Origin of the sequence: Pantoea sp. EEL5 (genome assembly GCF_049892805.1) — a bacterium.
GTDB classification, from domain to species: Bacteria; Pseudomonadota; Gammaproteobacteria; order Enterobacterales; family Enterobacteriaceae; genus Pantoea; species Pantoea ananatis.
Genome location: NZ_JBNDNJ010000001.1, coordinates 1,077,006 through 1,099,007, shown reverse-complemented (window position 1 = coordinate 1,099,007; position 22,002 = coordinate 1,077,006). Strand labels below are relative to the sequence as shown.

Annotated in this window: 22 protein-coding genes; 14 read left to right on the top strand and 8 right to left on the bottom strand. The window is 54.5% G+C overall.

Going from position 1 to position 22,002, the window contains the following annotated elements; genetic code table 11:
- The first annotated feature begins 72 nt into the window (after positions 1-72).
- The 4 genes from treZ to ACPXSQ_RS05325 all read left to right on the top strand — a co-directional run bounded on the left by treZ (position 73) and on the right by ACPXSQ_RS05325 (position 7,421).
- Positions 73-1,860: a malto-oligosyltrehalose trehalohydrolase gene (treZ, locus tag ACPXSQ_RS05340; protein WP_210461650.1), complete on the top strand. Its 1,788-nt coding sequence runs from the start codon at positions 73-75 to the stop codon at positions 1,858-1,860.
- Positions 1,857-4,388 (top strand): malto-oligosyltrehalose synthase, encoded by a 2,532-nt coding sequence (treY, locus tag ACPXSQ_RS05335; RefSeq protein WP_013025628.1) that lies wholly within the window; start codon positions 1,857-1,859, stop codon positions 4,386-4,388. Before treZ ends, treY begins: the two co-directional genes overlap by 4 nt.
- A gap of 59 nt (positions 4,389-4,447) precedes the next feature.
- Complete coding sequence (glgX, locus tag ACPXSQ_RS05330) at positions 4,448-6,520, top strand: glycogen debranching protein GlgX (protein ID WP_013025627.1); 2,073 nt, start codon at positions 4,448-4,450, stop codon at positions 6,518-6,520.
- A gap of 136 nt (positions 6,521-6,656) precedes the next feature.
- Positions 6,657-7,421: an SDR family NAD(P)-dependent oxidoreductase gene (locus ACPXSQ_RS05325; RefSeq protein ID WP_013025626.1), complete on the top strand. Its 765-nt coding sequence runs from the start codon at positions 6,657-6,659 to the stop codon at positions 7,419-7,421.
- Between the two features lie 201 nt (positions 7,422-7,622).
- On the opposite strand, the gene ACPXSQ_RS05320 is transcribed toward ACPXSQ_RS05325, so the two are convergent.
- Positions 7,623-7,898 carry a hypothetical protein gene (locus ACPXSQ_RS05320; protein WP_014605943.1) on the bottom strand — a complete coding sequence of 92 codons (276 nt, stop codon included), beginning with the start codon at positions 7,896-7,898 and terminating at the stop codon, positions 7,623-7,625.
- A gap of 721 nt (positions 7,899-8,619) precedes the next feature.
- Between ACPXSQ_RS05320 and ACPXSQ_RS05315 the strand changes: the two genes are divergently transcribed.
- A complete protein-coding gene (locus tag ACPXSQ_RS05315; RefSeq protein WP_013025625.1) occupies positions 8,620-9,831 on the top strand; it encodes a diguanylate phosphodiesterase in 1,212 nt (403 codons plus the stop codon).
- A 229-nt stretch (positions 9,832-10,060) separates the two neighbouring features.
- Positions 10,061-10,294, top strand: a complete 234-nt coding sequence (locus tag ACPXSQ_RS05310) for a DUF4060 family protein (RefSeq protein ID WP_006119000.1) — start codon at positions 10,061-10,063, stop codon at positions 10,292-10,294.
- Positions 10,295-10,326: 32 nt separating this feature from the next.
- Here ACPXSQ_RS05310 and anmK read toward each other — a convergent pair whose 3' ends face one another.
- Positions 10,327-11,463: an anhydro-N-acetylmuramic acid kinase gene (anmK, locus tag ACPXSQ_RS05305; protein WP_013025624.1), complete on the bottom strand. Its 1,137-nt coding sequence runs from the start codon at positions 11,461-11,463 to the stop codon at positions 10,327-10,329.
- Positions 11,464-11,747: 284 nt separating this feature from the next.
- Between anmK and slyB the strand changes: the two genes are divergently transcribed.
- A complete protein-coding gene (slyB, locus tag ACPXSQ_RS05300) occupies positions 11,748-12,215 on the top strand; it encodes an outer membrane lipoprotein SlyB (RefSeq protein WP_013025623.1) in 468 nt (155 codons plus the stop codon).
- A 44-nt stretch (positions 12,216-12,259) separates the two neighbouring features.
- Here slyB and slyA read toward each other — a convergent pair whose 3' ends face one another.
- On the bottom strand, positions 12,260-12,697 hold the full coding sequence (gene slyA / locus ACPXSQ_RS05295) for a transcriptional regulator SlyA (RefSeq protein WP_013025622.1): 438 nt from the start codon (positions 12,695-12,697) through the stop codon (positions 12,260-12,262).
- Between the two features lie 141 nt (positions 12,698-12,838).
- Here slyA and ACPXSQ_RS05290 point away from each other — a divergent pair, with 141 nt between their 5' ends.
- The 3 genes from ACPXSQ_RS05290 to ACPXSQ_RS05280 are packed head-to-tail and all read left to right on the top strand — an operon-like array spanning position 12,839 to position 15,941.
- Entirely contained in the window at positions 12,839-13,081 is a 243-nt protein-coding gene (locus ACPXSQ_RS05290; RefSeq protein ID WP_013025621.1) for a DUF1656 domain-containing protein, read from the top strand.
- Positions 13,082-13,086: 5 nt separating this feature from the next.
- Complete coding sequence (locus ACPXSQ_RS05285; protein WP_197665913.1) at positions 13,087-13,944, top strand: HlyD family secretion protein; 858 nt, start codon at positions 13,087-13,089, stop codon at positions 13,942-13,944.
- On the top strand, positions 13,941-15,941 hold the full coding sequence (locus ACPXSQ_RS05280) for an FUSC family protein (protein WP_028715080.1): 2,001 nt from the start codon (positions 13,941-13,943) through the stop codon (positions 15,939-15,941). Before ACPXSQ_RS05285 ends, ACPXSQ_RS05280 begins: the two co-directional genes overlap by 4 nt.
- Here the strand turns inward: ACPXSQ_RS05280 and ACPXSQ_RS05275 are convergent, their stop codons facing one another.
- The 4 genes from ACPXSQ_RS05275 to ACPXSQ_RS05260 all read right to left on the bottom strand — a co-directional run bounded on the left by ACPXSQ_RS05275 (position 15,942) and on the right by ACPXSQ_RS05260 (position 18,350).
- The gene (locus ACPXSQ_RS05275) at positions 15,942-16,409 is read right to left on the bottom strand and encodes a hypothetical protein (RefSeq protein WP_014593614.1); all 468 of its coding nucleotides are present in this window, start codon (positions 16,407-16,409) and stop codon (positions 15,942-15,944) included.
- Positions 16,410-16,545: 136 nt separating this feature from the next.
- Positions 16,546-17,064 carry a superoxide dismutase family protein gene (gene sodC, locus ACPXSQ_RS05270; RefSeq protein ID WP_014605947.1) on the bottom strand — a complete coding sequence of 173 codons (519 nt, stop codon included), beginning with the start codon at positions 17,062-17,064 and terminating at the stop codon, positions 16,546-16,548.
- Between the two features lie 81 nt (positions 17,065-17,145).
- Positions 17,146-18,042, bottom strand: coding sequence for an aldo/keto reductase (locus ACPXSQ_RS05265; protein WP_014593612.1), 897 nt, complete (start codon positions 18,040-18,042; stop codon positions 17,146-17,148).
- A 68-nt stretch (positions 18,043-18,110) separates the two neighbouring features.
- Positions 18,111-18,350, bottom strand: a complete 240-nt coding sequence (locus ACPXSQ_RS05260) for a DUF1289 domain-containing protein (RefSeq protein WP_071785158.1) — start codon at positions 18,348-18,350, stop codon at positions 18,111-18,113.
- A gap of 175 nt (positions 18,351-18,525) precedes the next feature.
- On the opposite strand from ACPXSQ_RS05260, the gene ACPXSQ_RS05255 reads away from it, so the two are divergent.
- The 4 genes from ACPXSQ_RS05255 to rnt all read left to right on the top strand — a co-directional run bounded on the left by ACPXSQ_RS05255 (position 18,526) and on the right by rnt (position 21,581).
- Positions 18,526-19,128: a TetR/AcrR family transcriptional regulator gene (locus tag ACPXSQ_RS05255; protein ID WP_022622467.1), complete on the top strand. Its 603-nt coding sequence runs from the start codon at positions 18,526-18,528 to the stop codon at positions 19,126-19,128.
- A 46-nt stretch (positions 19,129-19,174) separates the two neighbouring features.
- Entirely contained in the window at positions 19,175-20,272 is a 1,098-nt protein-coding gene (locus tag ACPXSQ_RS05250) for an alkene reductase (RefSeq protein WP_014605951.1), read from the top strand.
- Positions 20,273-20,382: 110 nt separating this feature from the next.
- On the top strand, positions 20,383-20,790 hold the full coding sequence (gene gloA / locus ACPXSQ_RS05245) for a lactoylglutathione lyase (protein WP_013025612.1): 408 nt from the start codon (positions 20,383-20,385) through the stop codon (positions 20,788-20,790).
- 119 nt (positions 20,791-20,909) lie between these two features.
- On the top strand, positions 20,910-21,581 hold the full coding sequence (rnt, locus tag ACPXSQ_RS05240; protein WP_013025611.1) for a ribonuclease T: 672 nt from the start codon (positions 20,910-20,912) through the stop codon (positions 21,579-21,581).
- A 45-nt stretch (positions 21,582-21,626) separates the two neighbouring features.
- Here the strand turns inward: rnt and ACPXSQ_RS05235 are convergent, their stop codons facing one another.
- Positions 21,627-21,962 carry a Grx4 family monothiol glutaredoxin gene (locus tag ACPXSQ_RS05235; protein ID WP_170934913.1) on the bottom strand — a complete coding sequence of 112 codons (336 nt, stop codon included), beginning with the start codon at positions 21,960-21,962 and terminating at the stop codon, positions 21,627-21,629.
- Between the last annotated feature and the right edge of the window lie 40 nt (positions 21,963-22,002).

Genomic DNA, 22,002 nt, shown 5'->3' with positions numbered 1-22,002 from the left:
GCATTCGCATCATCGGCTTACCGATAGCGTGGTGGTGCTTATTGCGTACTTTCTGGTTAAAGAGGCAACGGAATGGTATCTACATCTTTTTTTAAGAGTTGGGGAAGCGAATATCTGGCCGATGGCAACGTGCGTTTCCGCGTCTGGGCAACGGGTCAACAGCAGGTTAGTTTACGACTTTCGGATAAAGATCTTGCCATGACGCCCGCCGGAGACGGCTGGTTTGAGCTGCAGGTCAGCGATGTACAGGCGGGGGCAACCTATAACTTTGTGCTGAACGATGGCACGGTGATTCCCGATCCCGCTTCACGCGCGCAACAGAATGACGTTAATGGCCCGTCTCTGGTCGTCGATCCTGCTCACTACCGCTGGCAGAACACCACCTGGCAAGGCCGCCCGTGGCAGGAAAGCGTGGTTTATGAAATGCATATGGGCACCTTCACCGAAGAAGGCACGTTCCAGGCTGCGATAAAGAAACTGCCTTATCTGGCGGAAACCGGCATTACCATGATTGAAGTCATGCCCGTTTCTCAGTTTGGCGGGCAGCGCGGTTGGGGCTACGATGGCGTGCTCCTGTACGCGCCACATGCCGCTTACGGAACGCCCGATGACTTTAAAGCGTTTATTGACGCGGCTCATGGCTATGGCATGGCGGTTGTTCTGGACATCGTGCTTAACCACTTCGGCCCGGAAGGGAATTATCTGCCCTTGCTGTCACCAGACTTCTTCCATAAAGACCGGATGACGCCATGGGGCGCCGGCATTGCCTATGATGTGGATGCGGTGCGACGTTATATTGTTGAAGCCCCGCTCTACTGGCTGCAGGAATACCACCTGGACGGCCTGCGCTTCGATGCCATCGACCAGATTGAAGACGTTTCCGACACGCCTGTTTTGATCGAAATCGCTGAACGCATTCGCGCAGATATTCCCGAGCGCCAGATCCATCTCACCACCGAAGACTGTCGCAACGTGATTTTCCTGCATCCCAGATCGGAAGATGGCACCGCCCCACTGTTCACCGGCGAATGGAATGATGACTTTCATAATGCCGTTCATGTGTTTGCCACAGGTGAAACGCATGCCTATTACAAAGATTTTGCCGATCGGCCGGAAAAACGTGTGGCACGCGCGCTGGCTGAAGGGTTTGTCTACCAGGGCGAGGTCTCAGTGCAGTCTGGTGAAGCGCGCGGTGTTGACAGTACCGGACAGCCGCCGGTGGCCTTCGTGGACTTTATCCAGAACCACGATCAGACTGGCAACCGTGCGCAGGGAGAAAGGCTGATTTCTCTGGCCGGTGCCGAACGTACTCAGGTGCTGCTGGCAACGTTGCTGCTGTCGCCCCATATCCCTTTGTTGTTCATGGGGGAAGAGTACGGCGAAACCCATCCTTTCCTGTTCTTTACAGATTTCCATGGCGATCTGGCGAAAGCCGTGCGGGAAGGCCGGGCGAAAGAGTTTGAAGGACATGCCGGTCATGAGGGCGAGAGCGTTCCCGATCCTAACGATGAAGCGACCTTTACCCGTTCAAAACTGGACTGGAGCAAGCTGGAGAGCGAAGAAGGAAAACGCTGGCTGAAGCTGACCCGCTCACTGCTGGCACTCCGGCAGCAGCATATTGTGCCGCTGCTGGCGACGGCGGGTGGAAACAGCGGAAAGGTACTGGACACCGCAGAGGGATTTGTTGCCGTGAGCTGGCGTTTCCCGGCGGGCACGTTATCAATGGCATTCAACATCGGCGAACAGGATCGCGCCCTGCCGGCGATGCCGGGCGAGACAATCTTCGCCTGGCCAGAATCCACCGATGCGCTCCCTCAAAACGCGATCGTTGTTCGTCTGGCTGCCGGAGAACCTAAATGAGCATTCCAACCGCCACCTACCGTATTCAGTTCCGCAATGGCATGACCTTCGATCGCGCTGCAGCGCTGGTGCCCTATCTGAAAAAAATGGGGATCAGCCATCTCTATGCCTCACCGATCTTTACCGCCACCCGTGACTCCACTCACGGTTATGACGTGACCGATGTTAATGAAATCGACCCGGCGATTGGCGGACGCGCGGGGTTTGATCGTCTGGTCAGCACGTTAAAACAGGCCGGACTGGGGCTTATCATTGATATCGTCCCCAACCACATGGCGGCATCGCTGGAGAACGGCTGGTGGCACGACGTGCTTGAACACGGTAAAGACAGTCGCTATGCCGACTACTTCGACATCGACTGGTCACGCCGTCTGACGCTGCCGTTTCTGGGTGATGATATTGATACCGTTCTGGAGAATGGCGACCTTGCCGTTAAACGCGATCCCCAGACCGGCAAGCCTGCGCTGGCCTATTTTGAAAGTTACTATCCGCTTACGCCGGAAAGCTGGCAGGGACAGGAAGAAGCCGTGCTCCAGCTGCGCAGCAAAGCCGGGCTGGATGCATTGCATCAACAGCAGCCCTGGCGGCTGATGTCGTGGCGCGATGCCGCACGGGACCTCTCCTACCGCCGCTTTTTTGAGGTGACCGGGCTGGTTGGCGTACGGGTTGAAGATCCCACCGTCTTCAGGGATGCACACCGGCTTATTCTGGAACTGGTCCACAGCGGCGCGGTTGACGGCCTGCGCGTCGATCACGTTGACGGACTGGCCGATCCTAAAGGTTATCTGACGCAGTTGCGTCGCGAGGCCGGCGAGGCATGTTATATCACCGTTGAGAAAATCCTGGGTGAAGGCGAGCAGATCCCCAGCGACTGGCCAATTTCCGGCACCACAGGCTATGAGTTTATCGCCGCGCTGTCGCATGTGCTGGTTGATAATCACTCTCTCAACGCCCTCCGCCAGGCCTGTGAAAGCGTCAGCGGCCAGGTCGTGCAGATGGACGACGAACTTCGTAAGGCAAAATGCCTGATGGCAGATCGCAATTTTGCCGGGGAATTTTCGCGCCTGATGGACCTGGCCAGCGCCATTGCCGAGGGGGAACACATCGCGATTGATCCCGAGCGGCTCCGCAGCGCACTGCGCGAACTGCTGGTGGCGTTCCCGGTCTATCGAACCTACGGCAATGCGCACGGCCTGCCTGCCAACGACCAACAACGTCTTCAGGCCGTCGCTGACGGCGTCAGGGCGTCGGAACATGCACCTGACAGCCACATGCTCGATTTCCTGCTGCAGATCATGCAGGGCGACGTCGCCAGCCAGTCCACCGCACTGGCGAACAGCTTCCGGACCCGCTTCCAGCAACTCACCGGTCCGCTGATGGCGAAATCCATCGAAGACACGCTGTTTTACCGACAGAACAGCGCGCTGGCGTTAAATGAGGTGGGCGCGGAACCCTTACAGACGCAGTTTTCCCCGCAGCAGTTTCACCATGAGATGGCAACGCGTCTTGCGCGTCAGCCGGACGCCCTTTCCGCCAGCTCGACGCATGATACCAAGCGAGGCGAAGACGCGCGCGCGCGGCTTTACACGTTGACGGAAGCCCCCCAGCGCTGGGCCGAGAACGTGGCGCGCTGGCGCGAACTCAATCGCCAGGCCGTGGGTGCCCTTGAGGACGGCCCTGCGCCGGAACCATCCGTGGAGTGGATGCTGTATCAGGCGCTCGCCGGTGTCTGGCCGCCCACCTTAGATCCCCGGGACAGTGCGGGGCTGGATGCCCTTGCCGAACGCTTCGCAGGCTATGTCGAAAAAGCCCTGCGTGAAGCCAAACTGCGCACTGACTGGACCGAGAACAACACCGCGTACGAGCAGGCCGTGCTGGGCTACGCGCGTCACCTGCTCTCACCTGCAAATCAGCCTTTCCTGCAGGATTTCGTTGAGGCGCTGCAACCCTTTATCCGTGCTGGCTTGGTGAACAGCCTGAGCCAGAGAGTCATTAAGCTGACCGCGCCCGGGGTGCCGGATGTGTATCAGGGAAGCGAAGCACTGGACTTCAGCCTGGTCGATCCTGATAACCGACGTGAACCGGATTATGCCGCCCTGGAAGCGATGTTACGTTCTGCGACGACGGCCCTGCCCGGTAGCCATGATAGCTGGCTCAGCGGTCAGGTTAACCAGCTTGCCACCCTGGCGCTGCTCAATTTACGCCGGGACAGGCCTGAACTCTTTGCCCGGGGCAGTTATCTGCCGCTTACGGCCGAGGGCGCGCAGTCCGACAGGCTGCTGGCGTTTGCGCGAACCCAGGGCAGTGAGGCCATTATTGTGGTGACATCCCGACTTGTGTTCGACGCGCAGCTCAAGCTGGAAGCGCCCCCAGCGACGCACTGGGCCGCCACCGAGATCGTGCTGCCGGATGAACTGGCACATCGCCGTTATCGCAATGTGCTGAGCGGCGAAACGATCAACCTGACCGACCGTATTTCGTTGGAAACGTTAAATAACTACTGGGCACTGGCATTGTTAGCTTGCTGAAAGCAGGTCAGTACATGGATTGAAACACCGTAACGGGGTTCGTTAATTGAGAGGGACAGATGTCAAATCATCGTTTTGAAATTACGTCGGGATCGGGCCAGCAACTTGGGGCGAACTTTGATGGCAAAGGCGTAAACTTTGCGCTGTTTTCTGCCCATGCAGAACGCGTGGAGCTGTGTCTTTATGACCCAAGCGGAAAAAATGAAATAGCCAGACTGGATTTGCCCGAGTTCACACATGAGATTTGGCACGGTTACGTGCCCGGCTTGCAGCCCGGCGCGCTCTATGGCTATCGCGTTTACGGTCCTTACGATCCGGAAAACGGCCATCGGTTTAACCCGAATAAACTCCTTGTCGATCCCTATGCCCGCGAACTGGCCGGGGACATCGCATGGAATGAGGCGCACTTCGCTTATGACCTGTATCACGAAGACAAAGATCTGACGTTCGACGATCGCGACAGCGCCCCCTTCACGCCAAAATGTCGCGTGATCGACCCCAACGAATTTGACTGGCAGGACCAAAACCGCCCGCAGGTTCCCTGGTCTGAAACGATCGTCTATGAAACGCATGTGAAAGGCTTTACCCAGTTGAACATGGCGCTGCCGCCTGAAATGCGCGGGACTTACGACGGCATGAGTCATCAGTCCACGGTGGGCTATATCAAGAGCCTGGGTATTACCTCCGTCGAACTGTTACCGGTGCACTGGTTTCCGGACGATCAGCACCTGCTGGATAAAGGACTGAAAAATTTCTGGGGTTATAACTCGCTGAACTTTTTTTCTCCGGCGACACGCTATTTTGGTCCGCGAGGCATTCAGGGTTTCCGGGATATGGTCCGCGCCTTCCACGACGCGGGCATTGAGGTGATCCTTGACGTGGTTTATAACCATACTGCGGAAGGCAATGAACTGGGGCCAACGCTGTCCTTTAAAGGTATTGATAACTTCTCTTATTACCGCACCTTACCCGATCAGCATCGCTATTACATTAACGATACCGGCACAGGAAACACCGTAAACACCTCTCATCCGCGTGTGTTACAGATGGTGACGGATTCACTGCGCTACTGGGCGGACTCCATGCATATCGATGGTTTCCGTTTCGATCTTGGCACCATTCTGGGCCGTGAACCAGAAGGCTTCGATCCCCGCGGCGGCTTCTTTGACGCCATTACGCAGGATCCCCTGCTTTCACGCTTAAAACTGATCGGTGAGCCCTGGGACATTGGCCCTGGTGGTTATCAGGTCGGCGGCTTTCCACCGGGCTGGGCGGAGTGGAACGATCAGTATCGCGATACCGTGCGCGATTACTGGAAAGGAAACAATGTCCCGACCGATTTTGCCGCCCGTCTGCTTGGCTCTGGCGATCTGTACGATCAGCGCGGACGTCGTCCCTGGGCCAGCGTTAACTTTATCACCGCGCACGATGGCTTTACGTTGAACGACCTGGTGTCTTACAACGAGAAGCACAACGCCGACAATGGTGAAGACAACAACGACGGTCACAACGATAACCGGTCTTATAACTATGGCGTGGAAGGCCCCACTGACGACGAAGGCATTAACGCCGTTCGCGAGCGCCAGAAACGTAACTTCCTGGCCACGCTGTTTTTCTCCCACGGAACCCCGATGCTGCTGGCAGGCGATGAGTTTGGCCGCAGCCAGATGGGAAATAACAACGGGTACTGCCAGGACAGTGAAATTTCATGGGTTCACTGGGATAACCTGCCCGCTTCGGCCGAAGCCCTGCGTGAATTCACCCGTCATGTGATTTCACTGCGCAAAACCCAGCCGCTGTTACGGCGTGAAAGCTGGCGCGACGGGATGGAAATCAAGTGGTTCAATGCCGGCGGCGGCCTGCAGCAGGCTGAGCAGTGGGACGAAGGTTCAACGCTCGGTGTCTACATCGGCCGACCCGATCTGCAACATCAGGATGGCGTCTGGTATGACGTGCTGATGCTCATCAACCCGTTTGAAGGTAATGTGCCCTTCCAGATCCCTCAGTTCGGTGAGGGCGGCTGGGTGCTGGAACTGACCACCAGCGATACCAGCAAACACGGGATGGTGATCACCAAAGAGAAGGACTTTGAACTGGAAGGCCGCAGTATGGCGCTGTTCAGAAGGCCTTAAGGACGCCCGGCGCGGCGCGAACCGGATGCGTAACGGTTAAACAATACGCATCCGGTACCGTTGCGCTTGACCTGGGCCGCAGGGCTGCCAGGCTGAACAGGGTTAAAACAGTAAGCGACGCCATTAAGGAGGCAAAATGTCCAGATTTACAGGTAAAATCGTTGTAGTGACAGGAGCCGGATCAGGAATTGGTGAAGCAAGCGCCAAACGCTTCGCACAAGAAGGCGCATCTGTCGTGTTGGTTGGCCGTAATCAGGATAAGCTGCAAAAAGTCCTGGCACAGTTGCCCGGCGATGGCCATATGGCAGCGGCCTGCGACGTGGCTGAGGCCGATCAGGTAAAAGCGCTGGCCGCCCGCGTTGAAGAAAAATATGGCCGCATGGACGTGCTGGTTAACAATGCCGGGATTATCGTTCAGGGACGCATCCACGAGATCGAACCCGCTGACTGGAAGAAGCTGATGAGCGTCGATCTCGACGGCGTATTCCACTGTGTGCACTTCTTTATGCCTGCCCTGCTGAAATCGAAAGGCAACGTAGTGAATATTTCGTCGGTATCAGGATTAGGTGGCGACTGGGGCATGAGCGTCTATAACGCGGCCAAAGGCGCCGTTACCAACTTCACCCGGTCACTGGCCATGGATTATGGCGCGGACGGCGTGAGAGTGAATGCGATTTGCCCGGGCTTTACCTTCACCGAGCTGACGGAAGCGGTGAAAAACGATCAGGCCCTGCTTGAGCGTTTCTATGACCGCATTCCGCTTAAACGCGCAGGTGAGCCTGAAGATATTGCTGATGCCATTGCCTTTATCGCCAGCGATGACGCACGTTATATTACCGGCGCAAATCTGCCGGTTGATGGCGGCCTGACCGCTTCGAACGGACAGCCTAAACAGGCGTAATCATCACAGCGCTGTAGTTTTCGGCGTTAATATTAACAGGCGTGAGCGTCACGCCTGTTAACCAGGTAATAATGTGCACCCTTCTTCGCGGTTATTATTATTTCACCTTCACACATTATTTCTTTATATCGCGCTCACGCCTCAGGCGCAGTAAACCGATATCTCCGCCGCGCGTAACGTCGGCGCTGACGTCCGTAATATTCAGGAAGACTTAGGTGTATGTCGCGTCGGCATGGCCCGATTGCGCGATGCCAGACTCCGCCCGGCAGTGGGACAGACGAAAGGGCTAAGGCAGGCGGTGCAGAGAATCGCATCCGGATGATGGATTTTCGCGACCGTTAAGGCCTGTTGCCGGGTGTAGAGTGAACCGATAAATTCACTTCCACGGCTGTTATCCAGCTGGCTACAACCTTCTTTATGAATTATCCATCCGCCTCGGGTAAAAGGACATACGTAATAGTAGCTTGATTTAAGCATAGGACTGCCCCTGCTGGTCGCTGTGTCAATCAGGACGATAAAAAGAGTGATGTAAGGTTTTATTTAATAATGTAGCGTTGTTAACCCTAGCTGAGAATTATCCCTAAAACCACAGGGATAATGACAAAACAGGGGTTTTGAGATTTATTCGCAGCGGGGTCACTGACTTACGTTAGCATCTTATCAGACTCTGGCTGCTGAAAAAGGCGCCAGGTGCAAGATCAGATTTGATACTTTAATCATTGTGTTTACCTCTCTTCTTCGACATTTTGGTTAAAAAAACATGCCAAATCAGGCTACTGCTGTTTTCTTTTCAAGGGCAGCAGTCAGGGAACCAGGATAATTTGATTACCCCAGGTAACCTGAGAATAATACTCATCGGTGTCATTTATTAACGGACCATAACCTGCAAAAAAGATACGTCTATTCAATACCTAACCACTGAAGTGCTGATATAATAGAAACAATGCGTAACACGCTGGTAATGAACAGAATAATAAAAAACCTGTTTGCCCCCGCCATGGTCTGTTATCCACCCCATGGATCGATCGTGTTAAACCTTCTGTGACAACGGAACATCACAGGTAAGCGCCCCCTGTGCCGTGCTGGAGAAATGCACGGCAAGGACACATTTTGCGATGGTAGTACAGCAGGATTAGGCTCCGCCTGATAAGCGATCTGGCAATGTGTGCGGTAAAAAAACAAGAATCTGGAAGACTTTATGTTGTCTACAATTATCTATCGCAGTCACATCGCTGACCATGTTCCGCTTAAGATGCTGGAGGGATTAGTCACCAAGGCTAACAAAATTAATGAATCATCCAGCGTCACCGGTATTTTATTGTTTAATGGCACCCACTTTTTTCAGCTCCTTGAAGGTCCTGAACGTGATGTGCTGGCGGTTTACGAACGTATTTGCCGCGATACCAGCCATCATAATATTGTGGAATTAATGCGCGATTATGCCCCTGCGCGACGTTTCGGCAACGTGGGCATGGAGCTGTTTGACCTGCGGCAATACGATAAAACCACGGTGCTTAATGCGGTGCTGGAAAAAGGCACCACCAAATACCAGCTGACCTATGAAGATCGGGCGCTTAAATTCTTGCGTACCTTTGTTGAAGCGCGCGAGAAAGAAAATTATTTTGAAATTCCCTCAGCAGACAGCTGGGATTTTATTCAGGATGAGGCCGAAACCCGCGAAGGTGATGTTGCCATGCTGAATCAGGAAGGCGTAAATTTTGCTTTTCAGGCCATTATTGATCCCTTTGCACGCAAAATTGTTTCCCTTGAAGCGCTGCTTCGCGGCAATCAGGGTGAAACGCAACAGCACTATTTTTCCCGCCTTGATCCGGATGATATCTACCGCAACGATTTGCACTCTAAACACACGGCCTTTGCACAGGCAAAGGCGCTCGGCCTGGATGATATGGTGCTGTCGATCAATCTGCTGCCGATGTCGCTGGTGCTTGTTCCCGACGCGGTCGACTTTCTGCTGACGGAAATTCATGCCCACCAGCTGGTGCCGGAGCAAATTGTCGTTGAGTTTACCGAGAATGAGATCATCTCTCGTCCTGACGAATTTGCCGCCGCGCTGAAACAGCTCAAAGCCGCCGGTATCAGCGTCGCGCTCGATGATTTTGGCGCGGGTTATGCCGGGTTATCACTGCTTACCCAGATCCAGCCCGATAAAATTAAAATCGACCGCAGTATTATTAGTAACGTGCACAAGAGTGGCCCGAAGCAGGCTATCGTCCACGCGATTTTAAAATGTTGTTCATCGCTGGAAATTACCGTGATTGCAGAAGGGATTGAACAGCCCGAAGAGTGGATGTGGCTGGAAGCCGCCGGCATTTCACAGTTTCAGGGATTCCTGTTTTCCTGGCCGAAATTAAATGGCGTATCTTCCGTTTCCTGGCCCGAGCTTAAATAAACCCTGGCTCCCGCAACACAATAAATTTTCATTCTCTCTTGCCGGACATAAAACGTGCTGCTAAATATTAGTAGCACGTTTCAGATTGTGTCATTGCGCTGCAATATTAGACGTGCACGCTGTTTTTTAAATTATCGATGATGTTAAGCAGTCAGATGTTCAGTGTTAAAGACCGACGCAACGCGCCCTGTTAAGGCGTGCCCCACAGGTATAGCATTTGAGGGACTGAATGAAGCAAATCATCCGCGGTGATAAAGAACCCGTCCATATCGTTGCCGCCTCGCGCGCGCTGGAAGCCCATATGTCTCGTTATGGTGAGGGAAATAAATACCATCCGGTTATCTATTCAATTGCCTATCGCAGCAAATACTACCAGGTTGAAGTCATTACCCGGCGTGAAACCATCGTGGCAACCGTCATCACGGGCGTGCGCAAGTTAACGCATCTGCCTGGCGTGGCCTGATTCGTTTTACGCTGTTCTAAAAGGGGACAGATTCAGTCCCCTTTCCCCTGTCGCATGAACAACGGATTGGCGGGATAAATGGCGCCAATCACGCTTTTTTCGCGTGCGCCGGTGACCGCAGGCAAATTTCCGGGCAGGCCGGACAGGGTGCGAAACGCCAGCCAGGCAAACGCCAGCGCTTCCATATCATCCCCGTTGATACCGATCGTGTCGGTTGTCGTCACTTCGGTACCCGCAAGATGCGAAGCCAGTCGCGCCATCAGTAACGGATTGCGGCTTCCCCCACCACAGGCCAGTAAACGATCGCATCCGTCATTGAGTTGCACCTGTTGCGCGATGCTGACGGCGGTAAATTCATTAAGCGTAGCCTGAACGTCCTGTGCGGCGATGCCAGGAAAATGACGCAGATGTTGTTCAAGCCAGCCCAGGTTAAACAGCTCCCGCCCGGTGCTTTTAGGCGGCGGCAACGCGAGCCAGGGCTCGCGCAGCAACGTATCAAGCAGGGCATGACTGACTTTGCCACTCAGCGCCCACTGGGCATCTTTATCGTAAGCTTTGCCCTGATTACGCCATATCCAGGCATCAAGCAGCATATTGCCAGGCCCGGTATCAAACCCGCGAACAGGCTGCCCCGGAATAAGTAAAGAGAGATTCGCAATCCCGCCGATGTTCAGCACCATGCGACGTTCGGTGGCATCCATCATCAAGGCCTGATGGAAGGCCGGCACCAGCGGTGCGCCCTGCCCGCCCAGCGCCATATCACGCCGCCTGAAATCCCCCACGACCGTAATGCCGGTCGCGGCAACTATCTGATTGTGATCGCCAATTTGCAGCGTATTCGGCGCTGCGCTCTGCGGCTCATGCCATACGGTTTGCCCGTGACAGCCGATCGCCGTGATATCGCCAACTTCAAGGGATTCACGGCGCATCAGGGTCAATACCGCCTCAGCAAACAGCTGCCCCAGCCGCGTATCAAGCTGCCCTAACTGCGACAGCGTCAGGGCCTGTCCCTGGCAAATGGCCAGAATAGCCTGACGCAAATCCGGTGGCATGGGATGACAGTAGCTGGCCTGCTGAGCCACCATATTTTCGTCAATGGCCGCCAGAACCACATCCACACCATCAAGACTGGTGCCCGACATCACGCCGATGTAGCGTCCTGATTTCATAGCCGTTCCTTTTCATTAAGGTGAAAATGGTGTTACGCGCGTTAAGCCTGACAAAAAATTGCGGTTAAATCCATGATTAATTTGTTTTTAATCAATAAATTGCCTGTGAGTTAACGCCTTAGAAATTTTTTTCTCATCGATTGAATCATTGTTAAAATTTAACGGTCTATGCTGGCGTCAGCCATGTTTTATACCGGCAAAGGTCAATTCTCCAGTTTTCTGTCTTATACTGTTTACAGGATTTCGCGAGAGATAGGCGCATTCTTGAATAAAGGAGTTTTCAAATGATTAAGCGTGTAATTGTGGTCGCTTTGACTGGAGTGATGCTTGCAGGTTGTAGCAATACCGATACGTTGTCGGGCGATACCTACAGCGCCAGTGAAGCCAAACAGGTCCAGAGCGTTTCATACGGTACCTTAGTGTCCGTACGTCCGGTTAAAATTCAGGGCGGCGATGACAGCAATATCATTGGCGCTATCGGTGGTGCCGTACTGGGTGGATTCCTGGGCAACACGATTGGCGGCGGTGCGGGACGCAGCCTGGCAACAGCCGGCGGGGCCGTACTGGGTGGCGTTGCGGGCCAGGGCGTGCAAGGTGCGATGAACAAAACAGACGGTGTTGAACTGGAAATCCGCAAGGATGACGGCAACACCATTATGGTGGTGCAGAAACAGGCCGCCAGCCGTTACTCTGTAGGACAGCGCGTAGCGATGGCGACCGATGGCAGCCAGGTCACCGTTTCTCCACGCTAATACAGTCACCCACCGACGCCGGTGACGGGCACTGTGCGTCGGTATTACTTTTCTTTGTTCTGTAGTTCGAGAATATTCTTCTCAAGGCGCGCAATCAGCGACACCATCTGATTGATCTCATCGCGGCTGATACCGGTGAGAATATCGTCACGGGTAATGTCAATCACGTGTTCGACCTGCTGAATAACCGGCTCGGCCTGTTGTGTGAGCTTAATGCGTTTGGCTCGGCGGTCATGTGCGCAGGTGGTTCGGGTAATCAGCCCTTTTTCTTCAAGCTGATCTAAGGTTCTGACCAGCGAAGGTTGTTCGATACCGATGGCTTTGGCTAACTGAATTTGTGACTGCTCAGGCGGTAACTGATGGATATTGTGCAGCGTAACCCAATGCGTTTGGGTTAAATCGAGTGGCTTCAGGCGTTGATCGATCAGAGCCCGCCAGATGCGCACCAGTCTGGACAGGTCCGTTCCGAGTGGGGTATCCATGTTATCTCCTTATAATTAGTCGGCTAGCTATCAGGCTGCATTGTATAGTATTTTGCAAGCCGGAAGTTAAATTACTAATCACTAAGTAGACAGTTTCGGCTGAAAATATTTCACTAACCTGTTCCAGAGTGCATCCCCATAATGGATATCATCAGCAACGGATTTCTCAGTGTTCACCCACTTACGGAACTGATTTTCGGTGCGTCACTTTACTTTCCTCCCCTGTTTAAAGCGGTGCTGGCCGGTTTTTTTCTCTGGCTGCTGATTCACCCACTGCTGCGCGGCTGGCTCGCCTCTGGCGACGTCTGGCATCCCACACTGTTTGATCTTTCCTTATTTGTGCTGTGCGTGACGGCCTCACTCTGGCTGATGGATCACGGATGAAAACGATGAAATTTTCCGGATTAAAGTACTTTTCAACGCTGATTGTTTTTACCCTTGCGCTGCTCAGTGCCTGGTGGGCCTGGAATTACTACATGCAGTCGCCCTGGACACGAGATGGAAAAGTGCGTGCCGAGTTAGTGGATATCACGCCGCAGATTTCAGGACGCATTGTGGCATTGAAGGTGACAGATAATCAGTTTGTTCACAAAGGCGAAACGTTGTTGACGCTGGACCCCGTCCCCTGGCAAATCGATCTGAATAAAGCCGATGCGCAGCTTAGCCAGGCAAAAGCCGATCTCGCTAAAGCGCAAAACGAGTTCAGCAGGCGAAGCCGGCTGCCGCGCAATACCATTTCAGGTGAAGATCTGGATGTTGCCCGTCTGAACGCCGATGCCGCACTGGCCAGCGTGAAGGCGGCACAGGCACAGCGTGATCAGGCGCAATGGAACTTGCAGCAAACCACCCTCACCGCCCCCACGGACGGTTGGGTGAGTAATTTAACCCTGCGCCCTGGCAACTACGCCAGCGCCGGTACGCCGCTTTTTGCCCTGGTCGACAGCCACTCTTACTACGTCGTCGGCTACTTTGAAGAAACCAAGCTGCGCCACATTCATCCTGGCGCCGCTGCCAACGTGGTGCTTTACAGCAGCGGCGCGCAGTTGACCGGTCAGGTAGAAAGCATCGGGCGGGCTATCTACGATCAAAGCCTGGAGGCGGATAACGGTTTACTGCCGGATATTAAACCGAACGTGCCCTGGGTTCGTCTGGCGCAACGTGTCCCTGTCCGTATCCGCCTCACATCGCTTCCCGATCGCGCGCTGTTGATCGCCGGTACAACCTGCACGATTACGATAGCACCATGAATCTCAACGGGCTGGCCTGGGGAAACCTTCCCTGGGTAAAGGCGGATCGCAATCAATGGCGCTATGCGTTACGCAATGCAGGCGCGATGTGCCTTGCGCTGAGCATTGCCTATGGTTTGAACCTGGACGAGCCTTACTGGGCCATGACCTCAGCAGCAGTGGTAAGTTTTCCTACCCTTGGCGGCGTGATCAGTAAAAGCCTGGGCCGCATCGTGGGCAGCCTGTTGGGGGCGGCCGCTGCGCTGTTGATTGCCGGCCATACGTTAAACGAGCCTTGGCTGTTCACCCTGTATATTGCCGGCTGGCTGGCGCTGTGCACCTGGGTGGCAAACCACTATCAAAACAATGTGGCCTATGGTTTTTCGCTGGCGGGTTATACCGCAGCCATTATTGCCTTCAGCTGTGTCAACCTGACGGACATCACCAGCCTGTGGGAGATTGCTCAGGCGCGGGTATGTGAAGTGATTTCCGGGCTGCTGTGCGCGGGCTTTATGATGATGCTCTTACCCAGCACCTCTGACGGCGATGCACTCATCCACGCGCTAAAACAGATGCACGCCCGCCTGCTGGAACATGCCACGCGCCTGCTGCAGGACACCCGTAATGACGAGATACGCAGCGCCCATGAAACGGTGATTGGTCAGATCCTGACCATGAACTTATTACGCATCCAGGCCTTCTGGAGCCATTATCGCTTTCGCCGCCAGAATAACGTGCTGAATTACATCCTGCATCAGCAGCTGAGACTGACCAGCGTGCTGTCCAGTCTTCGTCGTATGCTGCTGAACTGGCCCGATGCACCTGAGGCGCTGTTTGAGGTACTGAAGGCTATCATGCAGGAACTGGCCAAACCCGACTGCAATAAGTATCGGCTCGCGGCGTTGTTGCGCACGATTACGCCTGCCAGCGAAGGGGATTATCGACAGCGGGCGTTCTGTCAGCGGCTGCGCTACTTCTGCTGGATGTACCTCAACGTATTGCGCTGGATACGACTGCTGGAGCACGCCGAGGCGGATACCCGCTTTCAACCACCGGCCGTATCGGCGCTGGCCAGTGAGAGCGATAGCGCAGAGGCAGGCTGGAGTGCACTGCGCACTTTTACTGTCGTGGTCGCGGGTTGCGCATTCTGGATTACGACGCAGTGGTCTTCGGGCGCATCGGCGCTCACCTTCACGGCGATCGCCTGCGTGCTTTACGCCTCGGCTCCCTCACCCACAGGCAGCATTACGTTATTACTGAAAACGCTGTTGTGGCTGTTTGCATTTAGCTTTGTGTTTAAATTCGGGCTGATGGTGCAGTTTAATCAACTATGGCAACTGCTGGCGGTGTTATTTCCGTTGTTGCTGACCCTGCAACTGTTCCGGGTGCAGCAGAAACAGCGGGCCGCCATGTGGGGACAGTTTATTGTTTTTCTGGGATCGTTTCTGGCCGTGACCAATCCACCAGACTGGGACTATCAAACGTTCTTTGACGGCAATATCGCCAAAATTTGCGGCGTACTGCTCGCCTGGCTGGCGTTTCAGCTGCTGCGCCCCAGTTCGGATAGCCGCCGCAGCCGACGCCATATTCAGTCTCTGCGCATGGCTTTTCTCGATCAGCTTCGCCCCCGGCCCCATTTGAGTCAAAACCGCTTCGAGTCGCTGATCTATCACAAGATCGGCCAGCTCAGCAGCAGTCGGGATGAAAAAGCGCGCGTCTGGCTACTGCGCTGGGGCGTGGTTTTGCTCAACTGCTCACACCTCGTCTGGCAGCTGCGCGACTGGCCCACCGAATCCGCAGTTCTGAATCAGTATCGCGAGCGTGCGATGCAGGATCTGCAACATGTGATGAGCCTTCGCGGTGTTCAGCACCGGCAACTTGATGCGGCACTGGATGCGCTACAGACGATGACAGATGAAACGATCAGGGAAAATACCCGGGAAGCCGAAACGCTTGCCGGATTGTTGTGGCGCTTACGTTGTTCGCTGGAACAGCTGAAACAGGCCATTCCCGACTGACTACTGACAGTACTGCTGATGCTGGCGGTTAAAATCATCCTGCAGTTGCTGTACCGTTTTTTGTCCTTCGAATCGCGTCTTATCCGCCTCAGAAACCGGCTCAATAACCAGCGCTTTTTCATCCGGGGAGAAAATAAAGCGCCGGGAAATGAAGGTGCCAGTGAAGCTTTTCCCCGTGATGCCGCCGCAAATCATCACCGTATTGTGGTGATAGATCGTGGTATCTGTGAAATTGGTTTCCGTGGCGCTACGCAGAACATTTTGGCAATGCGATGCTTCAAGTTTTTGCACCACGTCCCGACTCAGCCGCTCACGGCCTTTCGCGATATGTTCACACCGAATCCGTGCAGGATTGGTATCAATGGTACGCTGAAGCTCTCGCCCGGTTTCGGTTACCAACTGCGTATCATTGGGTTTATCACAGCCTGCCAGCAGCAGGCACAGTAACCATGCGCCCTTCCATTTCATTTACCCTGCTCCTCAGGTTGTCAGGCTTTATGACGGGAATCAGTATCATAGGGGGGAATGAAGGCATGATGCTACAACAAATCTTCAACGTACGAAAAGCCATGCTGGCGGCAACCGATGCCGCCAGACTATCTGATCAGATTACGCCGCAGGCAAAGCGTGCCCCGCCGCCGCCGAGCGGTTTCGGGTGATCCGCGTGATTATCGCCGCCCACGTGAACCATCAGTGCCTTGCCTTTTATCTCACTCAGGTTTTTGATCCGGGGTGCCAGCACGGGATAGCTGGCCTTGCCCTGGTCATCCACGTAGAGCGCTGGCAGGTCCCCTAAGTGACCTTCACCGTAGGGTCCGAGATGTTTACCGGTATTATCCGGGTCCAGATGACCACCCGCCGCGCCCGCGGCCACCGTTTTCCCCTCTGATTCACCTGGTTCACAGCTGCCTTTCGCATGGACATGGAAGCCGTGGATGCCCGGTTTTAGCCCCGCCAACATGGGCGTAAACTGCAAACCATATTGCGTTTCTTCGATCTTCACCGTGCCAACAGATTTGCCGATACCCTGCGGCGACACCTCATGAATCGTCACCTCTTCACTGGCGGCCTGGGCTGCGCCGCAGGTTAACAGCGTCAACAACGCGATAGTTTTCACTTTCATTGTGGCTCCTTAGTGCTCTGGGTTCAGCTTAAGCCTGGCCTCAGTGCGCAAAGATTGCCGCAAATTGACGAATGTTTACGCTCAGGGTACGTCGTAGCCCAGCGCTGCTTTACGAATACGGAACCACTGTTGGCGACTGAGCGACAGATCCACGGCCCCCGCCGCCTCGGTGACGCGCTGGATTTTGCCGGAGCCGATGATAGGTAACGGCTTGCTCGGCAGGCGCATCACCCATGCGTAGACGACCTGTTCCAGACTGGATGCGCCTGTCTCCTCTCGGACCCGCGCCAGCTCGTCGCGCAACGGCTGGAAATGGGGATCGCTGAACAGACGTCCGCCCCCGAGACAGGACCATGCCATAGGGCGCAGGCGCTGCTGCTGGCAGTGATCCAGCGAACCATCCAGCAGCACGTTTTGCTGAACGGGAGAGATTTCAAGTTGATTAGTGACCAGGCTAAAAGGCAGACGCGACTGCAACAGGGCAAACTGCGCAGGTGTAAAATTGGACACGCCGAAATGAAGCACTTTACCGGCCTGATGCAGTTGAAGAAACGCATCGGCAACGTCATCGGCGTCCATAAGGGGATCGGGCCGATGAATCAACAGGAGGTCGAGATAATCGGTGTGAAAAGCCTGCAGCGAACGCTCTGCGCTGGCAAGAATGTGTGCGGTATCGGTGATGTAATGGCCAATCTGATGTTCGGGTTTGGCGCGCGTCGCAATGCCGCATTTCGTGACAATCTGAAGCCGCTGGCGCAGCGAGGGTGCCTGTTTTAATGCTTCACCAAACGCCGCCTCGCAACGGTAATCACCATAAATATCGGCATGATCGACCGTGGAAATCCCCAGTGAAAGATGGTGTTCAATAAAGGCGACCCGTTGCTGTGGCGTCATGTCCCACTCCATCAGGCGCCAGTAGCCCATAATCAGCGGTGAAAAGTGAGGGCCCTGTGGCGCAATAGCTTGCGGTTGTAACATCGTGTTCTCCCTGTGACACAAAAGCGGCTGGTTGTCTGTCAGGGAGTATAACGGAAATCGTGCGGGGGTCAGAACAAGGTCGGTTGCTGGGGTTCCTGAGGCTCATCCTTATGCTGCTGACGCAGCATACGCAGGCGGCGCTGATGGCAAAGGCGCAGCACGTCACGTTTCTGGCTGTCGGTATAGCGCATCCAGTTAAAACGCTCGTCGCGGCTGCGCAGGCAACCGAGACAATAGCCACGTGAATCTGTCTGACAAATACTCCGGCATGGACTGGGAACCGGAAAAAACTCAAGCTGCTCTGCCACAACTGCCCCCGCTAAAACGTGCATCCCTCTATTGAAGACAGACTGGTGCGATTGTGCAAGAAATAATCACAACACGAACAATTTATTCACTTTCAATACGTGATGATTTAACACTCTGTGCCTGTCCCGCGATTAAAATTTGCATTAGACCGATTGGTCTACCAGGATAAACCCCATGAACAAGATGCCACAACGTCATGAAACACGTGAACACCTGCTGATAACGGGCGAGAAGCTTTGCCTGCAGCGCGGATTTACCGCCATGGGGCTGAGTCAGCTGCTGACACAGGCGGCCATTCCGAAAGGGTCGTTTTATTACTATTTCCCGTCAAAAGAAGCGTTTGGCGTTGCCCTGCTTGAGCGCTACTTTGTCCGCTACCTGCATGAGGTAGAGCAACAGTTGTCTCAGCCAGCGGGCACGGTGAGAGAACGATTGTTAGACCATTTCAGACATGCGCTTGCGGTGTTTGAACAACAGGGGCACATCGTCGGTTGTCTGAGTGTGAAACTGTCGGCTGAAGTTTGTGACCTGTCTGAACCCATGCGCGGTGCCCTGCAGCACGGTGCCAGTCATGTTATCGCGGCTTATAGCCGCGCCTTAACGACGGCACAGCAGGAAGAAGGACTGATATTGCCGCATCCGCCTGAACAGCTGGCAGAGCTACTCTATGTCTTGTGGCTCGGTGCCAGTTTGCAAAGCAAGCTTTCCCGTAAGGCACAGCCCCTGCGGCTGGCGTTTATTACCATCGAACAGTGGCTGAAAGCGCCACTGGTTTAAAAAAACCACAATTTGTAGACGACCGGTCTACTTAAAAGGAGTTGTTATGGCGAGTACTCAGCTGTTTCGTCCGCTAAAAGTTGGCGCAATTACCGTGCCTAATCGTGTCTTTATGGCCCCGCTGACACGCTTGCGTAGCATTGAGCCAGGCGATATCCCGACGCCGTTGATGGCCGAATACTATCGTCAGCGCGCCGGGGCGGGCCTGATTATTACCGAAGCTACCCAGATTTCTTTCCAGGCCAAAGGTTATGCGGGTGCGCCGGGTTTACACACCCAGCCGCAAATCGCCGCGTGGAAAAATATCAACGAAGGTATCCACCAGGCAGGCGGACACAGTGCCGTACAGCTGTGGCACACCGGCCGTATTTCACACAACAGCGTCCAGCCGGAAGGTAAAGCGCCGGTTGCGCCTTCGGCGATTCCCGCAGGCACACGCACTTCCCTGCGTGCCGAAGACGGCAGCGTGTATCGCGAAGATACCTCAGTGCCGCGCGAACTGAGCATCAGTGAAATTCAGCAAATCGTTGCCGATTTTGGTCAGGCCGCTGCCAATGCGCGGGAAGCAGACTTCGACATGCTGGAACTGCACTCCGCTCACGGCTATCTGATGCACCAGTTCCTGTCACCGTCCTCGAATCAGCGTACCGATGAGTACGGCGGCAGCGTTGAGAAACGCGGACGTTTTGCGCTTGAAGTGGTCGATGCCGCGATTGCCAACTGGTCAGCGGATCGTGTTGGTATCCGTGTCTCTCCTGTCGGCAGCTTCCAGAACCTGGATAATGGCCCGAACGAAGAAGAAGATGCACTGTGGTACATCGCTGAACTGGCGAAACGCAAGATTGCCTATCTGCATATGTCAGAACCTGACTGGGCAGGCGGTACACCTTACAGCGACGCCTTCCGTCAGAAAGTCCGTGATACCTTCCCGGGCGTAATTATTGGCGCTGGCGCTTACACCGTTGAGAAAGCGGATGATCTTATCAGCCGCGGCTTGATCGATGCCGTTGCCTTTGGTCGGGATTACATCGCTAACCCGGATCTGGCCCAGCGTTTACAACAAGATGCACCACTGAATCCACAGCGTCCCGAATCCTTCTACGGTGGCGGCGCTGAAGGCTATACTGACTATCCTGCACTGTAAAACGCAGGCAGCCGTGAGTCTTTCACGGCTGCGGTTATTCTTTGGCGATTATAGTCGCTATACTGAGTGTTTGTGTCATCCGGGGATGACGTTTTTCAAAAGAGGAAGCTATGCGTTTACTTCATACCATGCTGCGCGTTGGCGATTTGCAACGCTCCATTGATTTTTACACTCGCGTGCTGGGCATGCGCCTGCTTCGCCAAAGCGAAAACGCTGAATATAAATATACCCTGGCGTTTGTGGGCTACACCGAAGAGAGCGAAGGTGCCGTTATTGAGCTGACCTACAACTGGGGCGTTGACAGCTACGATCTCGGTAACGCTTATGGTCACATCGCGTTGGGCGTTGATGATGTTGCCGCAACCTGCGAGCGCATCCGTAACGACGGCGGTAACGTGACGCGTGAAGCCGGCCCGGTCAAAGGTGGCACCACGATCATTGCCTTTGTTGAAGATCCAGACGGTTATAAAATCGAACTGATTGAAAATAAACATGCCGGACACGGCCTCGGCAGCTAAGCCGTCAACATCAGCCCGCGCAACGCGGGCTGATTCTCGCTTACCTTACCTGTACCTGCTGCAGACGGGGCGCTTTTTTGGCATACTACGCGCTGCCCTTTTTCTGCAATGAGATACTGATGTCTGAATCGTCTTCCCCCAACGCACTCAATCAACGCTTTCGTGGTTTCTATCCCGTGGTTATCGATGTGGAAACGGCGGGCTTCAATGCGCAAACCGATGCGCTGCTGGAAGTCGCGGCCATTACGCTGAAAATGGATGACGAGGGTTGGCTTCATCACGACCAGACACTGCATTTTCATGTTGAACCTTTTGTCGGCGCTCTGCTGCATCCGGAAGCCCTTGCCTTTACCGGCATCGATCCCAGCAATCCGTTACGGGGCGCGGTGAGCGAATACGAAGCCTTGCATGCCATTTTTAAACTGGTGCGCAAAGGCATTAAAGATACCGGGTGCAATCGCGCGATCATGGTGGCGCATAATGCGACCTTCGATCTTAATTTTATGAATGCCGCCGCCGAACGCGCCAGCCTGAAACGGAATCCGTTTCATCCTTTTGCCACTTTCGACACGGCCGCTCTGAGCGGGTTAGTGCTGGGTCAGACGGTACTGGCCAAAGCCTGCAAAGCGGCCGGGATGGAATTTGACAGCAGTCAGGCGCACTCTGCGCTGTATGACACGCAGCAAACGGCCACGCTGTTCTGCGAACTGGTCAATCGCTGGAAACGTCTGGGAGGCTGGCCGCTGGCTCTAGCGGAAGAGGCAACAGAATATCAGGGCGCGGCGGAGTAAACGCCCGTTAAACGAAGAAAAGGCCGACGATGTCGGCCTTTTTTATTATTCCGCTTCTTTAAACTTCTCTGCGGTTTCTTTGACCAGCGGTTGTAATTCGCCACGCTGGAACATCTCAACAATAATGTCGCAGCCGCCAACCAGTTCGCCATCGACCCACAGCTGAGGGAAGGTTGGCCAGTTAGCATACTTTGGCAGCTCTGCGCGAATATCCGGGTTCTGCAGAATATCCACGTAAGCGAAGCGCTCACCACAGGCAGACAGCGCCTGAACCGCCTGGGCAGAGAAACCGCAGCTTGGCAGTTTCGGCGAACCTTTCATGTACAGCAGGATCGGGTTTTCTGCGATCTGGCGCTGAATTTTTTCTACAGTACTCATTATTGCCTTCCTTAATTCGTCACTTCGTGTTTCTTTATTGTAG